This window comes from Luteimonas sp. TWI596 (genome assembly GCF_039674105.1).
GTDB lineage: Bacteria > Pseudomonadota > Gammaproteobacteria > Xanthomonadales > Xanthomonadaceae > Luteimonas.
Window position 1 is genome coordinate 1 of record NZ_JBDJMU010000036.1, and the last position, 16,509, is coordinate 16,509.

The following is a 16,509-nucleotide window of genomic DNA, read 5'->3' on the forward strand; positions in this document are numbered from 1 at the left end:
CGCATCGATCGAGGAGTAATCCTTGAACTCGCCGCCGAAACGCTCGGCGCCGATCTTCGTCAGCGCCGCCGTCAGCGTCGTCTTGCCGTGGTCGACGTGACCAATCGTGCCCACGTTCACGTGGGGCTTGGTGCGCTCGAACTTACCCTTTGCCATCGTAATAACTCCGTAATTCGTAATGCGTGGTTGGTGATTCGCGACAAGCGGGATCCGTGTTTTTTCGATGCTTAACAGCCGATTGGCTGGTCATCACGAATCCCGGATTGCGAAGCACGGCTTACTTCTTGGTGACGGTCTCGGCAATGTTCGCCGGCGCTTCCGCGTAGTGGTCGAACTCCATCGTGAAGGTCGCGCGGCCCTGCGACATCGAGCGCAGCTGCGTGGCGTAACCGAACATCTCGCCCAGCGGGATCATCGCGTTGATGATCTTGCCCGACGGGCTGTCGTCCTGGCCCTGCAGGATGCCGCGACGGCGGCTGACGTCGCCCATCACGTCGCCCAGATAATCCTCGGGGCTGACGACCTCGACCTTCATGATCGGCTCGAGCAGCACCGGACTGGCCTTGTTGAAGCCTTCCTTGAAGCCCATCGAGCCGGCGATCTTGAACGCCATTTCCGACGAGTCGACTTCATGGTAGGAGCCGTCGACCAGCCGGACCTTGACGTCCACGATCGGGTAACCGGCCATGATGCCGTTGGCCAGCACTTCCTGGATGCCCTTGTCGACCGCCGGGATGTACTCCTTGGGCACGACGCCGCCGACGATGGCGTTCTCGAACTCGTAACCGGTACCCGGTTCCTGCGGCGAGATCTCCAGCCACACGTGACCGAACTGACCCTTACCGCCCGACTGACGCACGAACTTGCCTTCGGACTTCACCGACTTGCGGATCGTCTCGCGGTAGGCCACCTGCGGCTTGCCGACGTTGGCCTCGACGTTGAACTCGCGCTTCATGCGGTCGACGATGATGTCCAGGTGCAGCTCGCCCATGCCCGAGATGATGGTCTGGCCCGACTCTTCGTCGGTGCGCACGCGGAAGGACGGATCCTCCTGCGCCAGGCGACCGAGCGCCAGGCCCATCTTCTCCTGGTCGGACTTGGTCTTGGGCTCGACGGCCATCGAGATCACCGGCTCGGGGAAGCTCATGCGCTCGAGCACGATCGGCGCATCCTGCGCGCACAGCGTGTCGCCGGTGGTGACGTCCTTCAGACCCACCGCCGCGGCGATATCGCCGGCCAGCACTTCCTTGATCTCTTCGCGATTGTTGGAGTGCATCTGCAACAGACGGCCGATGCGCTCCTTCTTGCCCTTGACCGAGTTCAGGACCTGGTCGCCCGCGTTCAATGCACCGGAGTAGACGCGGAAGAACGTCAGCGAGCCCACGAACGGGTCGGTCATGATCTTGAACGCCAGCGCCGAGAACGGAGCCTTGTCGCTCGACTCGCGCGACAGTTCCTTGGTCTCGTCGTCGACATCCACGCCCTTGACCGCCGGCACGTCGACCGGCGACGGCAGCAGCTTGATGACGCCGTCGAGCATCGCCTGGACGCCCTTGTTCTTGAACGCCGTGCCGCAGAACATCGGCACGATCTCGGTCTTGAGCGTGCGCTCGCGCAGGCCGTTGACGACCTCGTCCTCGGACAGCTCACCGCTCTCGAGGTACTTGTCCATCAGCTCTTCGCTGGCCTCGGCGGCCGACTCGATCATGAAGGCACGCGCCTCTTCGGCCTGGGCTTGCAGCTCGGCCGGGATGTCGCGGTACTCGAAGCTCAGACCCTGGGACGCGGTGTCCCAGTGGATCGCCTTCATCTTCAGCAGGTCGACCACGCCCTCGAAGCCGTCCTCGGCACCGATCGGCACCTGCATCGGCACCGGCACCGCACCCAGGCGCGACTTCAGCTGGTCGCGGACCTTGAGGAAGTTGGCGCCGGTCCGGTCCATCTTGTTGACGAACGCGATGCGCGGCACGTGGTACTTGTTGGCCTGGCGCCACACCGTCTCCGACTGCGGCTGCACGCCGCCGACCGCGCACAGCACGAACACCGCGCCGTCGAGCACGCGCAAGGAGCGCTCGACTTCGATCGTGAAGTCGACATGCCCGGGGGTGTCGATGATGTTGAAGCGGTGCTCGGGGAAAGACTTGTCCATGCCCTTCCAGAACGCAGTGGTGGCCGCGGACTGGATCGTGATGCCGCGCTCCTGCTCCTGCTCCATCCAGTCCATGGTCGCGGCGCCGTCATGCACCTCGCCGATCTTGTGGCTCTTGCCTGTGTAGAACAGGATGCGCTCGGAGGTGGTCGTCTTGCCGGCATCGATGTGAGCCATGATGCCGAAGTTGCGGTAGCGTTCGATGGGAGTCGTGCGAGCCACGTCAGTATTCTCGTTTGGGTGGAAGGACCCGACAGAGCCCGGGCACCTTCGCGATGAAATCGCTTGAATGGACGAATGCCGCCTTGCGGCGGCTTGTCGGTCCTGCGTGCGGTCAATGACCGCCTGGAGGCACCTTGCAGGGTGCCGGCGGGCCCCGGGTTCAACCGGAGCCCGCGGATCCGCTTACCAGCGGTAGTGCGCGAACGCCTTGTTGGCGTCGGCCATGCGGTGGGTCTCTTCGCGCTTCTTGATCGCACCGCCCCGGTTCTCGGAGGCGTCGATCAGCTCGGCGGCAAGCTTGCGCGGCATGCTGTTCTCGCCACGCTTGCGCGCCGACTCGATCAGCCAGCGCATCGCCAGCGCCATGCGGCGCGACGCGCGCACTTCGACCGGCACCTGGTAGGTCGCGCCGCCGACGCGGCGGGACTTGACCTCGACGGCCGGCGAGACGTTGCCCAGCGCCTTCTCGACCAGCTCGAGCGCTTCGGGGTTCTTCTCACCGATGACGTCCATCGCACCGTAGACGATCTTCTCGGCGACCGACTTCTTGCCGCTCTTCATGACCATGTTGATGAAGCGGGCGATCGTCTCGCTGCCGTGCTTCGGGTCGGGCAGCACCGAGCGCTGCGGGGTGTTTCCTTTACGCGACATTCTCTAATCCTCAGCCCTTCGGACGCTTTGCGCCGTACTTCGAACGTGCCTGCTTGCGCTTCGCGACGCCGGCAGCGTCGAGCGAACCGCGAACGGTGTGGTAACGCACACCCGGCAGATCCTTGACGCGACCGCCGCGGATCAGCACCACCGAGTGCTCCTGCAGGTTGTGGCCTTCGCCGCCGATGTACGAGATGACCTCGTAGCCATTGGTCAGGCGGACCTTGGCGACCTTGCGCAGCGCCGAGTTCGGCTTCTTCGGGGTCGTGGTGTAGACGCGGGTGCAGACGCCACGGCGCTGCGGGCAGTTCGCCAGCGCGGGCGAATTGCTCTTGTAGGTTTCGGGGCTGCGCGACTTCCGCACCAGCTGGTTGATCGTTGCCATCAGTCTCTGGTCTGTGGATCGGGCCTGGGCCCGGTGAAAACGAAGGCAGACGGAACGTGCCGCCTGCCAGACGAAAAAGTATAGCCCGCGCTGACGCAACGCGTCAACGCAAGCTCTACTGCCGCCGGCCGCCCACAGGGTCGACCCGGCCTACAACGCGTCCCGTCCGTCCTGGACCGAATACGAGCCGCATCCTGCGCCTCATTTCGGAGTCTGGGCGGCCCCGAAGGGCCGCCAAAGGTGGGCTATCTTAGCCCGCGTTCTCGTCGCTGTCAGCCACCTGCGACACCGGGGCGTCCTCGAGCATGACCTGATCGGGCGACAGCGCCACCGGCGCCGCCGTTTCGACCACGTCCTCGGCCACCGAACCGCCCGACAGCGTGTCCATCTCGGACTCGGTCAGGCCCGACGCCGCCCGGCGGCGCTGGGTGTGGTACGCCAGGCCGGTACCGGCCGGGATCAGACGGCCGACGATCACGTTCTCCTTGAGGCCGCGCAGGCTGTCGCGCGTCCCGCGCACGGCCGCCTCGGTGAGCACGCGGGTGGTCTCCTGGAACGACGCGGCCGAGATGAACGACTCGGTCGCCAGCGACGCCTTGGTGATGCCCAGCAGGACCGGATCGAACTTGGCCGGCAGCTCGTTGCGTGCGATCAGCTTGGCGTTGTCCTCGATGACGCGCTGGCGCTCGGCCTGCTCACCGTGGAGGAAGCGGCTGTCGCCGGCATCGGTGATCTCGACCTTGCGCAGCATCTGGCGAACGATCACCTCGATGTGCTTGTCGTTGATCTTCACGCCCTGGAGCCGGTAGACGTCCTGGATTTCCTTGGTCAGGTACGACGCCAGTTCCTCGACGCCCTTCAGGCGCAGGATGTCCTGCGGACTCGGCTCGCCGTCCACCACGGTCTCGCCCTTCTCGACGTGCTCGCCTTCGAACACGATGATCTGGCGGTACTTGGGAATCAGCTCCTCGTGGTCCTCGCCGTCGGCGCCCTTGATGATCAGGCGCTGCTTGCCCTTGGTGTCCTTGCCGAAGCTGACGATGCCCGACTTCTCGGCCAGGATCGCCGGGTCCTTGGGCTTGCGGGCCTCGAACAGGTCGGCCACGCGCGGCAGACCACCGGTGATGTCGCGGGTCTTGGACGCTTCCTGCGGCACCTTGGTCACCACGTCGCCCACGCCGACGGCATCGCCGTCCTGCAGGTTGACGATCGAACGCGGCGGCAGCAGGTACTGCGCCGGCAGGTCGGTGCCCGGGATGTTGAGGTCGTTGCCGGCCTTGTCGACGATCCGCACGATCGGACGCAGGTCCTTGCCCTGCGAACCGCGGCGCTTGGGATCGGTGATCTCGCGCGACGCCAGACCGGTCAGTTCGTCGGTCTTCTCGATGACGGTGACGCCCTCGACGAAGTCCACGAAGCGGATGAAACCCGCCACTTCGGACACGATCGGGTGGTTGTGCGGATCCCAGTTGGCGACGGTCTGACCGGCCTTGATGGCATCGCCATCACGGACAGTGATCATCGCGCCGTAAGGCAGCTTGTAGCGCTCGCGCTCGCGGCCGTGACCGTCGAGCACCGACAGCTCGCCCGAGCGCGAGACCGCGACCAGGTTGCCGCTCTCGTGGGTCACGAACTTGAGGTTGTTGAACTTGATCGAGCCGGTGGTCTTGACCGTCACGTTGTCGATGGCGGCCGCACGCGACGCCGCACCACCGATGTGGAACGTCCGCATCGTCAGCTGGGTGCCGGGCTCGCCGATCGACTGCGCGGCGACCACGCCCACGGCCTCGCCCTGGTTGACCAGGTGGCCGCGGCCCAGATCGCGGCCGTAGCAGCTCGAGCACACGCCGAACGCGCTTTCGCAGGTGATCGTGGAGCGGACCTTGATCGACTGCACGCCGGCCTCTTCCAGCCGCACGACCCACTGCTCGTCGAGCAGCGTGTTGCGCGTGACGATCGGATCCTCGTCGTTGCCCGGCAGGAACACATCTTCGGCCACGACACGACCCAGCACGCGGTCGCGCAGCGGCTCGACCACGTCGCCGCCTTCGACGATCGGGGTCATGGTCAGGCCGTCGAGCGTGCCGCAATCGACCTCCGTGATCACCACGTCCTGGGCCACGTCGACCAGGCGACGGGTCAGGTAACCGGAGTTCGCGGTCTTGAGCGCGGTGTCGGCAAGGCCCTTACGGGCACCGTGCGTGGAGTTGAAGTACTCCTGCACGTTCAGGCCTTCGCGGAAGTTCGCGATGATCGGCGTCTCGATGATCGAACCGTCCGGCTTGGCCATCAGGCCGCGCATACCGGCCAGCTGACGGATCTGCGCCTGGCTACCACGCGCACCGGAGTCGGCCATGATGTAGAGCGAGTTCATCGACTTCTGCGCGACCGTCTCGCCCTTGGCGTTGGTCACGTGGTCGGTGCCGATCGCGTCCATCATCGCCTTGGCGATGCGCTCGTTGGTGCGCGACCAGATGTCGACGACCTTGTTGTAGCGCTCGCCCGCGGTGACCAGACCCGACTGGTACTGCTGCTGGATCTCCAGCACCTCGGTCTCGGCCTCGGCCAGGATGCCCTTCTTCTCGTTGGGGATCGTCATGTCGTTGATGCCGATCGACACGCCGGCACGGGTCGCGTTGCCGAAGCCGGTGTACATCAGCTTGTCGGCGAACACGACCGTGTCCTTGAGGCCCAGGCGACGGTAGCAGGCGTTGATCAGCCGGCTGATGTTCTTCTTGTTGAGCTCGACGTTGGCCAGCTCGAACGGGAGGCCGTCGGGCATGATTTCGAGCAGCAGCGCACGACCCACGGTCGTCTCGACGATCGAGGTCACCTTCTCGCGCGAACCGTCCTCGCCGATCACGGTCTGGCTGATGCGGACACGGATCTTGGCGTGCAGGCCGGCGGCCTTGTTGTCGAACGCGCGACGCACTTCGGCGATGTTGGCGAACACCATGCCCTCGCCCGGGATGTTCTCCAGCGCACGGGTCATGTAGTACAGGCCGAGCACGACGTCCTGCGACGGCACGATGATCGGCTCGCCGTTGGCCGGCGAGAGGATGTTGTTGGACGCCATCATCAGCGCACGCGCTTCAAGCTGCGCCTCGAGGCTCAGCGGAACGTGCACGGCCATCTGGTCGCCGTCGAAGTCGGCGTTGAACGCGGTACACACCAGCGGGTGCAGCTGGATCGCCTTGCCCTCGATGAGCACCGGCTCGAACGCCTGGATGCCCAGACGGTGCAGCGTCGGCGCACGGTTGAGCATGACCGGGTGCTCGCGGATGACCTCCTCGAGGATGTCCCAGACTTCCGCCTCTTCGCGCTCGACCAGCTTCTTGGCGGCCTTGATCGTCGTGGCCAGGCCACGGCGCTGCAGCTTGGCGAAGATGAAGGGCTTGAACAGCTCGAGCGCCATCTTCTTCGGCAGGCCGCACTCGTGCAGGCGCAGCGTCGGGCCAACCACGATGACCGAACGGCCCGAGTAGTCGACGCGCTTGCCCAGCAGGTTCTGGCGGAACCGGCCCTGCTTGCCCTTGATCATGTCGGCCAGCGACTTGAGCGGGCGCTTGTTGGTGCCGGTGATCGCACGGCCGCGACGGCCGTTGTCCATCAGCGCGTCGACCGACTCCTGCAGCATGCGCTTCTCGTTGCGCACGATGATGTCGGGCGCATTGAGTTCGAGCAGACGACGCAGACGGTTGTTGCGGTTGATGACGCGGCGGTACAGGTCGTTGAGATCCGAGGTCGCGAAGCGGCCACCGTCCAGCGGCACCAGCGGACGCAGGTCGGGCGGCAGCACCGGCAGCACGGTCATGATCATCCACTCGGGCCGGTTGCCCGAATCGATGAACGCCTCGACCAGCTTGATGCGCTTGGTCAGACGCTTGAGCTTGGTCTCCGAGCCGGTCGCAGCGATCTCTTCCTTAAGGCGGGCCATCTCGGCCTGCAGGTCGATCGTACGCAGCAGGTCGAACACCGCCTCGGCGCCCATCGCGGCGTCGAAGTCGTCGCCGTGCTCCTGGCGCATCTGCAGGAACTGCTCTTCGTTGAGCAGCTGGCCGCGCTCGAGCGGGGTCAGGCCCGGCTCGGTGACGACGAACGCTTCGAAGTACAGGATGCGCTCGATGTCGCGCAGGGTCATGTCCAGCATCAGGCCGATGCGCGAGGGCAGCGACTTGAGGAACCAGATGTGGGCGACCGGCGAGGCCAGGTCGATGTGGCCCATGCGCTCGCGGCGCACCTTGGCCAGCGTGACCTCGGTGCCGCACTTCTCGCACACCACGCCGCGGTGCTTCATGCGCTTGTACTTGCCGCACAGGCACTCGTAGTCCTTGATCGGACCGAAGATCGCCGCGCAGAACAGGCCGTCACGCTCGGGCTTGAACGTACGGTAGTTGATCGTCTCGGGCTTCTTCACTTCGCCGAACGACCACGAACGGATCAGGTCCGGCGAGGCCAGCGCGATCTTGATCGCGTCGAAGTCCGGGATCTGGCGCTGCTGGTTGAAGAGGTTGAGCAGGTCTTTCATGTCTTTACTCCGGGAATGGGGAACCTGGGGCGGGATGGATCGATGTCGCGCGCGGCGCGCTCACATGCGCCGCGCGGCGGACGTCCTGCCTCAGTGCTCCTCCAGCTCCATGTTGATCGCCAGCGAGCGGATTTCCTTGACCAGCACGTTGAACGACTCGGGCATGCCGGCGACCATCTCGTGCTCGCCGTCGACGATGTTCTTGTACATCTGGTTGCGGCCCTGCACGTCGTCGGACTTCACCGTCAGCATTTCCTGCAGGGTGTAGGCCGCGCCGTAGGCTTCCAGCGCCCAGACTTCCATCTCGCCGAAACGCTGGCCGCCGAACTGCGCCTTGCCGCCCAGCGGCTGCTGGGTGACGAGCGAGTACGGGCCGGTCGAACGGGCGTGCATCTTGTCGTCGACCAGGTGGTTGAGCTTGAGCATGTGCATGTAGCCCACGGTCACCTCGCGCTCGAACGCTTCGCCGGTGCGGCCGTCGAACAGACGGGTCTGGCCGCTGGTCGGCAGGTCCGCCAGCTCCAGCATCGCCTTGATCTCCGACTCGGCGGCGCCGTCGAACACCGGGGTCGCCATCGGCACGCCGTCGGTCAGGTTGCCAGCCAGCGTCAGCAGTTCCTCGTCGCTGAACTGCGACAGGTCGACCCGCTGCGCGGCCACCGACTTGTCGTGGTTGTAGATCTGATCGAGGAACGCACGCAGCTCGTTGACCTTGGCCTGCGCATCGAGCATCCGCTGGATCTTCTCGCCCAGCCCCTTGGCCGCCAGGCCCAGGTGCACTTCGAGAATCTGGCCGATGTTCATACGCGACGGCACGCCCAGCGGGTTGAGCACGATGTCGACGGTGTTGCCGTTGGCCATGTAAGGCATGTCCTGCACCGGCACGATGGTCGACACGACACCCTTGTTGCCGTGACGGCCGGCCATCTTGTCGCCCGGCTGGATGCGGCGCTTCACGGCCAGGTACACCTTGACCATCTTCAGCACGCCCGGGGCAAGGTCGTCGCCCTGGGTGATCTTGCCGCGCTTGTCGGCGAACCGGCGCTCGAACTCCTTCTGGTGCGCGTCGATCTGCTTTTGCGCACGCTCGATCGCGTCGGCCGCGTCCTCGTCCTTCATGCGGATCTGGAACCAGTCGGACTTCTTCAGGCCGTCGAGCACCAGCGAGGAGACCGTGTCGCCCTTCTTCAGGCCCGGACCGCCGTTGGCGACCTTGCCCTGGATCTGCGAGCGCAGACGCGCGTAGATCGCCGACTCGAGAATGCGGAACTGGTCGTCGAAGTCCTTCTTGACGCGCTTGATCTCCGATTCCTCGATCTGCTTGGCGCGCTTGTCCTTCTCGATGCCGTCGCGGGTGAAGACCTGCACGTCGATGACCGTGCCGTCCATGCCCGGGGGCACGCGCAGCGAGCTGTCCTTCACGTCGGAGGCCTTCTCGCCGAAGATCGCGCGCAGCAGCTTCTCTTCCGGGGTCAGCTGGCTCTCGCCCTTAGGCGTGACCTTGCCGACCAGGATGTCGCCGGCGCGCACTTCGGCACCGATGTACACCACGCCCGACTCGTCGAGACGGTTGAGCGCGTTCTCCGACACGTTCGGGATGTCGGCGGAGATTTCCTCCGGTCCCAGCTTGGTGTCGCGGGCGACCGCGGTCAGCTCTTCGATGTGGATCGTCGTGTAGCGGTCTTCCTTGACGACGCGTTCCGACAGCAGGATCGAGTCTTCGAAGTTGTAACCGTTCCACGGCATGAACGCGACCAGCATGTTCTGGCCCAGGGCCAGCTCGCCGATGTCGGTCGAGGGACCGTCTGCCAGCACGTCGCCGCGCGCGACCACGTCACCCACGTTCACCAGCGGACGCTGGTTGATGCAGGTGTTCTGGTTGGAACGCGTGTACTTGATCAGGTTGTAGATGTCGACGCCGGCATCGTGCTCGCCGGAGATCTCCTCCTCATTGACCTTGACCACGACGCGGCCGGCGTCGATCTGCTCGATCACGCCGCCACGGCGGGCGTTCACGGTCACGCCCGAGTCGCGCGCCACGGCGCGCTCGATGCCGGTTCCGACCAGCGGCTTTTGCGCACGCAGCGTCGGCACCGCCTGGCGCTGCATGTTGGCGCCCATCAGTGCGCGGTTGGCGTCGTCGTGCTCGAGGAACGGCACCAGCGCGGCCGCGACCGACACGGTCTGCATCGGCGAGACGTCCATGTAGTGGATCTCGGCCGGCGGCTTGAGCAGCGACTCGCCCTGGAAGCGGCAGTCGACGAACTGCTGGGTCATCACGCCCTTCTCGTCCTGCACGGCGTTGGCCTGCGCGATGACGTAGTCGTTCTCCTCGATCGCCGACAGGTACTCGATCTCGTCGGTGACGCGGCTGTCGACCACCTTGCGGTACGGGGTCTCGAGGAAGCCGTACTTGTTGGTGCGCGCGAAGGTCGCCAGCGAATTGATCAGGCCGATGTTCGGGCCTTCCGGCGTTTCGATGGTGCACACGCGACCGTAATGGGTCGGGTGCACGTCGCGCACTTCGAAGCCGGCGCGCTCGCGGGTCAGACCGCCCGGGCCCAGGGCCGAGACGCGACGCTTGTGCGTGACTTCCGACAGCGGGTTGTTCTGGTCCATGAACTGCGACAGCTGCGAGGAGCCGAAGAACTCCTTGACCGCGGCCGCGACCGGCTTGGCGTTGATCAGCTCCTGCGGGGTCAGGCCATCGGCCTCGGCCATCGTCAGGCGCTCGCGCACGGCGCGTTCGACGCGGACCAGGCCCACGCGGAACACGTTCTCGGCCATCTCGCCGACCGAACGCACGCGGCGGTTGCCCAGGTGGTCGATGTCGTCGACCACGCCGCGACCGTTGCGGATCTCGGTCAGCACGCGGATCACGTCGAGGATGTCGGACGTCTGGCCGTACTGCTCGCGCAGCTTGACCGAATCTTCGTCCTTGCGCTCGGCGAAGTAGCGCGCGTCGTAGAGCACCGGCGCGCCGGTGACTTCCTTGCGGCCCAGGCGGCGGTTGAACTTCATCCGGCCCACGCCCGACAGGTCGTAGCGCTCGAAGGTGAAGAACAGATTGTGGAAGAGGTTCTGCGCAGCATCCTTGGTCGGCGGCTCGCCGGGACGCATCATGCGGTAGATCTCGACCAGCGCGTCGAGCTGAGTCTTGGTCGAATCGATGCGCAGGGTGTTGGACAGGTACGGACCGCGGTCCAGGTCGTTGACCCAGATCGTGCCGATGGTCTCGATACCGGCCTTGCGCAGCGCCTCGAGCGTCTCGAGCGAGATCTCGTCGTTGGCGGTGGCGACCAGTTCGCCGGTCGACGGATCGATGACGTCATGCGACAGGATCTGGCCGATCAGGTAGTCGTCCGGCACCGCCAGCGCGGTGATGCCCGACGCCTGGAGCTGCTTGACGTGACGCGCGGTGATGCGCTTGCCGGCCTCGACGATGACCTTCTCGCCATCGAGCAGGTCGAAGTTCAGCGTTTCGCCGCGCAGGCGCTCGGAGACCAGTTCCAGCTGTACGCCCTCGCCCTCAGGCAGCACGTGGTAGCTGTTGATCTCGAAGAACTCGTTGAGCATCTCCTCGTTGGAGTAGCCCAGCGCGCGCAGCAGCACGCTGACCGGCAGCTTGCGGCGGCGGTCGATACGGGTGAACAGCGCGTCCTTCGGGTCGAACTCGAAGTCCAGCCACGAGCCGCGGTAGGGGATGATGCGCGCCGAGTACAGCAGCTTGCCCGAGCTGTGGGTCTTGCCGCGGTCGTGGTCGAAGAACACGCCGGGCGAGCGGTGCAGCTGCGAGACGATGACGCGCTCGGTGCCGTTGATGATGAAGGTGCCGTTGTCGGTCATGAGCGGAATCTCGCCCATGTAGACCTCCTGCTCCTTCACGTACTTGATGGCCTTGCTCGACGACTCGCGGTCGTAGATCACCAGGCGCACGGTCACGCGCAGCGGGGCGCCGTAGCTCAGGCCACGGTTGCGGCATTCACGTTCGTCGAACACCGGCTCGCCGAGCTTGTAGCCGACGTACTCCAGCGCGGCGTAGCCGTTGTAGCTGACGATCGGGAACACGGATTTGAGTGCGGCGTGCAGGCCGCGGTCCTCGCGCTTGGCGGGGTCGCGGTCGGCCTGCAGGAACTCGCGATAGGAGTCGACCTGGATGGCCAGCAGGAACGGCACCTCGAGGATCGAGCGGCGCTTGCCGAAATTCTTGCGGATGCGCTTCTTCTCGGTGAACGAGTAGTTCGACTGGAGCTGGGACGTCGTCATGGGGAGTACGCCTCGATGGATCGGTGGACCGCCTGGCGATCCGGGAACATGAGCTGCCACTGGGTAGTCGCTGGTATTGCCGGCACCAGCACGCCTTCTCCCGCTACTACCCACTGACAACTGCGTCGTTGTCTGTTCAGGCCGCCCGGTTTCCGGAACGACCAAGGGCCGGGAGCTTTCGCCCCCGGCCCCGGTGCATCGTCAGCATGTGCTGCGATGCCATGGTGCCGCTTACTTGATCTCGACGGTCGCGCCAGCGGCTTCGAGATCCTTCTTGATCTTCTCGGCTTCTTCCTTGGTCGCGCCTTCCTTGATCTCCTTCGGCGCGCCTTCGACCAGGTCCTTGGCTTCCTTCAGGCCCAGGCCGGTGATGGCGCGGACGACCTTGATCGACTCGACCTTCTTCTCGCCGGCAGCCTTCAGGATGACGGTGAACTCGGTCTGCTCTTCGGCAGCGGCGGCCGGGCCGGCAGCAGCGGCGGCAGCGGCGACCGGGGCGGCAGCGGAGACGCCGAACTTCTCTTCGATGGCCTTGACCAGCTCCATCACTTCCATCAGGGACTTCTCGGCGATGGCGTCGACGATCTGCTCAGTGGTAAGGGACATTGTGATTACCTTTGAAAAGTTTTCTGGGATTGGGTTCGTTGGACCAGCAGGTCGGGCTTACGCCGTCGCTTCGGTCGCGCTTTCGGCAGCAGCTTCGGCCGGCGCGTCCTCGCCACCGCCCTGCTTGTCGCCGACGGCCTTGACGGCGCGGGCGAACATCGCGGCGGGCTCGGAAAGCACGCGGGCCAGCATGGACAGGGCCTGCTCGAGCGTCGGCAGCGACGCCAGCACGTCGACATGGCTGGCCGGATACAGCTGGCCTTCCACGACGACCAGCTTGGGCAGCAGCTTGTCGTTGGTCTTGGCGAATTCCTTGATCAGGCGACCGGCAGCACCGGGCTCCTCGGTCGAGAACGCGTACAGCAGCGGGCCGGACAGCGAGTCCTTGGCGCATTCGTACTCGGTACCTTCGACGGCACGCGCGGCCAGGGTGTTCTTGACAACACGCAAGTACACACCGGTCTCACGAGCCTTCTTGCGCATCGCGGTCAGCTGACTGACCGAGGTGCCCAGATACTCGACGGCGATCAGGGAGTGGGCGTTCGCGGCGACCTGTGCCAGCTCGGCGACAACTTCCTGCTTCTGGGACAGATTGAGAGCCATTCATCACTCCTCGTTGTGAACTCCGCTCACGGCTCCTGCCGCTTGCGGTCCTGAGCGGCCCCCGTCCCTGGGAGGCCGGGGATGCGCGAAGCACCCCGGTGGTGGCCTTTCCTGCCTGGCTGGACGCGTGTCTGACCAGAAAACTCCAGAAAGGGCATCACCATCTACGCAGGCCCTTCGGTGCGGACACCTCGGGATTAAGCGCTCTCGATACGCAGTGGCGGCGATTCCCTGCCAATCGGTGCATCCAATGCCCGTCGCCACGTCGATCCAGACCGCGCCTGCGGTCTTTGACGGCGCCGCGTTGGACCACAGGTCCGTTGCGATGCCCTCAAAAGTGGCGTCGCCCCGCGGGCGGGACGACGCGCGATATCACGAATCGATCAGCGCGCGATGGTCAGCGTGGACTGGTCGACGATCACACCCGGGCCCATCGTCGAGCTGAGCGAGATCTTCTGCAGGTACTGGCCCTTGGCGGTGGCCGGCTTGGCCTTGACCAGGTCGGCCAGCAGGGCCTGCAGGTTTTCCTTGAGCTTGTCGGCGTCGAAGTCGGCCTTGCCGATCGTGCAATGGATGATGCCGGCCTTGTCGGTGCGGTAGCGGACCTGACCGCCCTTGGCGTTCTTGACCGCCTCGCCCGGGTTCGGCGAGACCGTGCCGACCTTCGGGTTGGGCATCAGGCCGCGCGGGCCGAGCAGCGTGCCGAGCTTGCCGACCACGCGCATCGCGTCCGGCGTGGCGATCACGACGTCGTAGTTGATGTCGCCGGCCTGCATCTTCTCGGCCAGGTCGTCCATGCCGACTGCGTCGGCACCGGCGGCCAGCGCCTCGTCGGCCTTGGCGCCGGCCGGGGCGAACACCGCGACGCGGACGCTCTTGCCGGTACCGGCGGGCAGCACGGTCGAGCCGCGGACCTGCTGGTCGGACTTGCGCGCATCGACGCCCAGGCGGACGGCGACGTCCACGGCCTCGGCGAACTTGGCGTTGCTGTTGTCCTTGACGATCTTCAGCGCGTCATCGATGCCGTAGCTCTTGCCCGGCTGCACCGCGGCCTGCAGCCGCTTCTGTCGCTTGGTCTGTGCCATCGTCTCAGCCCTCCACCGTCAGGCCCATCGAACGGGCCGAACCCGCGATGGTGCGCACTGCTGCATCCAGATCCGCTGCGGTCAGATCCGGCTCCTTCGCCTTGGCGATGTCCTCGAGCTGGGCGCGCGTGACCTTGCCGACCTTCTCGGTGTTGGGACGCTTGGAGCCCGAGCTCACGCCCGCCGCCTTCTTCAGCAGCACCGTGGCCGGCGTGCTCTTGGTGATGAAGGTGAACGTACGGTCGGAGTACGCGGTGATGATGACCGGGGTCGGCAGACCCGGCTCGAGCTTGGAGGTCGCTGCGTTGAACGCCTTGCAGAACTCCATGATGTTCAGGCCGCGCTGGCCCAGCGCGGGACCGACCGGCGGCGAGGGGTTGGCCTGACCGGCCTTCACCTGCAGCTTGATGTAACCGACGACTTTCTTTGCCATTGTGTGCTCTCCGGGTGCGAACGCCTGGTGCTCAGGCTCCCCATCGGGCCGGGAAAATCACGTGTCCCGGCTTCACGTTGTCCATCCGCGACAAAGGCCGCCCATGCGGCGGCCCGTGCGCTTGCCCGGCTCGACCGGACAGTGAGCCGTGCACTATAGCAGGGATTTGCGTGCCCGTAAAACGGGCGACGCGGCACGGCTCAGGCCTTCTCGACCTGCCCGAACTCCAGCTCGACAGGGGTCGAGCGGCCGAAGATCAGCACCGCGACGCGCAGCCGGCTCTTCTCGTAGTTGACTTCCTCGACGACGCCGTTGAAGTCGTTGAACGGGCCGTCGATGACGCGGACCATCTGGCCAGCCTCGAACAGCACCTTCGGACGCGGCTTCTCGACGCCTTCCTGGACGCGATCGAGGATCGCAGCAGCTTCCTCGTCCCGAATGGGCAGCGGGCGATCGGCGGTGCCGCCGATGAAACCCATCACCTTCGGGGTCTCCTTGACCAGGTGCCAGCTCTCGTTGTCCATGCGCGGGATACCACCCTCGTCCGAGGTCAGGATCTGCACAAGAACATAGCCGGGGAAGAACTTGCGCTCGGAACGGCGTTTCTGGCCGGAGCGCATTTCGATCACTTCCTCGGTCGGCACCAGGACATCGCCGAAACGGTCCTGCATCTCGGTTCGCGCGATGCGATCGCGCAGCGCCTGCGCCACCGACTTCTCGAAGCCGGAATAGGCATGCACGACGTACCAGCGCTTGACGCCTTCGGTTTCCATCAGGTTCGTTACTCCGTCACTGCCGCAGGATGAGCTGGATGAGCCACTGGATGACCCGATCGAAACCGGCCAGCACCAGGCTGATGATGATCACCGCGACGATGACGATCCAGGTCAGCCGCATCGCCTCCTGGCGCGTCGGCCAGACCACCTTGCGCATCTCGAAACGGGTTTCGGAGAAGAACTCGCGGGTCTGGTGGCCCTTGCCGGTGGTCAGGAAGACCGCGGCGGCGCCGACGACACACAGGCCGACGATGATGCTGCGCACCGGCGTGGCCATTTGCGCCTGGAACCAGTAGAAGGCGAACACGCCGGCCACGACCAGCAGCGCGGCCGCGGCGTACTTGGCGAAATCCGCGGAGGATGCGCCTTTCGAATGGTCCACTCTGCTGTTCAAGTCCCGGCGACTCATCGGTTGCGACTGCTCGTTTGGCAGGCCAGGCCGCGTTGCGCCAGGGCCCGTGCGGAAAAGACTCCGCAAAAATGGCACGCCAGGAGGGACTCGAACCCCCAACCTGCGGTTTTGGAGACCGCTGCTCTGCCAATTGAGCTACTGGCGTGTGGCTGTTGAAACGCGCCGCCCAGGATACGCCTTAGACGACGAAGGCGGACCGGGTTGCCGGCCCGCCTTTGAATCGTCACCCCCGCCGAGGCGAAGGCGATCCGGCGCCGCGCGCATGGAGCGCGCGGGCCGTCAGCTTACTTGATGATCTTGGCCACGACACCGGCGCCGACGGTCCGGCCGCCTTCGCGGATCGCGAAGCGCAGGCCTTCGTCCATCGCCACCGGGTTGATCAGCGTGACCACC

12 protein-coding genes, 1 tRNA gene and 1 pseudogene are annotated in these 16,509 nt (G+C 65.4%); all 14 read right to left on the minus strand.

Going from position 1 to position 16,509, the window contains the following annotated elements:
* Window positions 1–156, minus strand: a 156-nt coding sequence (locus ABE487_RS16820) for a GTP-binding protein (RefSeq protein ID WP_258027091.1), incomplete at its 3' end; no start/stop codon positions are given.
* Between the two features lie 121 nt (window positions 157–277).
* The gene (gene fusA / locus ABE487_RS16825; RefSeq protein WP_346445774.1) at window positions 278–2,371 is read right to left on the minus strand and encodes an elongation factor G; all 2,094 of its coding nucleotides are present in this window, start codon (window positions 2,369–2,371) and stop codon (window positions 278–280) included.
* Between the two features lie 183 nt (window positions 2,372–2,554).
* Complete coding sequence (gene rpsG, locus ABE487_RS16830; protein WP_183427975.1) at window positions 2,555–3,022, minus strand: 30S ribosomal protein S7; 468 nt, start codon at window positions 3,020–3,022, stop codon at window positions 2,555–2,557.
* Between the two features lie 10 nt (window positions 3,023–3,032).
* Window positions 3,033–3,407 carry a 30S ribosomal protein S12 gene (gene rpsL / locus ABE487_RS16835; protein WP_346445773.1) on the minus strand — a complete coding sequence of 125 codons (375 nt, stop codon included), beginning with the start codon at window positions 3,405–3,407 and terminating at the stop codon, window positions 3,033–3,035.
* A gap of 250 nt (window positions 3,408–3,657) precedes the next feature.
* Window positions 3,658–7,935 (minus strand): DNA-directed RNA polymerase subunit beta', encoded by a 4,278-nt coding sequence (gene rpoC, locus ABE487_RS16840; RefSeq protein WP_346452733.1) that lies wholly within the window; start codon window positions 7,933–7,935, stop codon window positions 3,658–3,660.
* A 90-nt stretch (window positions 7,936–8,025) separates the two neighbouring features.
* Window positions 8,026–12,201 (minus strand): DNA-directed RNA polymerase subunit beta, encoded by a 4,176-nt coding sequence (gene rpoB, locus ABE487_RS16845; RefSeq protein WP_346445771.1) that lies wholly within the window; start codon window positions 12,199–12,201, stop codon window positions 8,026–8,028.
* 231 nt (window positions 12,202–12,432) lie between these two features.
* Window positions 12,433–12,807 carry a 50S ribosomal protein L7/L12 gene (gene rplL / locus ABE487_RS16850; RefSeq protein ID WP_047138326.1) on the minus strand — a complete coding sequence of 125 codons (375 nt, stop codon included), beginning with the start codon at window positions 12,805–12,807 and terminating at the stop codon, window positions 12,433–12,435.
* Between the two features lie 57 nt (window positions 12,808–12,864).
* Window positions 12,865–13,410 carry a 50S ribosomal protein L10 gene (rplJ, locus tag ABE487_RS16855; protein WP_183427980.1) on the minus strand — a complete coding sequence of 182 codons (546 nt, stop codon included), beginning with the start codon at window positions 13,408–13,410 and terminating at the stop codon, window positions 12,865–12,867.
* A 383-nt stretch (window positions 13,411–13,793) separates the two neighbouring features.
* Window positions 13,794–14,495, minus strand: coding sequence for a 50S ribosomal protein L1 (gene rplA, locus ABE487_RS16860; RefSeq protein WP_346449631.1), 702 nt, complete (start codon window positions 14,493–14,495; stop codon window positions 13,794–13,796).
* Between the two features lie 4 nt (window positions 14,496–14,499).
* A complete protein-coding gene (gene rplK / locus ABE487_RS16865; protein WP_183427982.1) occupies window positions 14,500–14,928 on the minus strand; it encodes a 50S ribosomal protein L11 in 429 nt (142 codons plus the stop codon).
* A gap of 200 nt (window positions 14,929–15,128) precedes the next feature.
* Window positions 15,129–15,701 (minus strand): transcription termination/antitermination protein NusG, encoded by a 573-nt coding sequence (gene nusG / locus ABE487_RS16870; protein ID WP_346445769.1) that lies wholly within the window; start codon window positions 15,699–15,701, stop codon window positions 15,129–15,131.
* A 16-nt stretch (window positions 15,702–15,717) separates the two neighbouring features.
* Complete coding sequence (gene secE, locus ABE487_RS16875; protein ID WP_346445768.1) at window positions 15,718–16,098, minus strand: preprotein translocase subunit SecE; 381 nt, start codon at window positions 16,096–16,098, stop codon at window positions 15,718–15,720.
* Window positions 16,099–16,185: 87 nt separating this feature from the next.
* Window positions 16,186–16,261, minus strand: a tRNA-Trp gene (locus tag ABE487_RS16880).
* Window positions 16,262–16,400: 139 nt separating this feature from the next.
* Window positions 16,401–16,509, minus strand: a pseudogene (locus ABE487_RS16885) (elongation factor Tu); the annotation flags it as partial.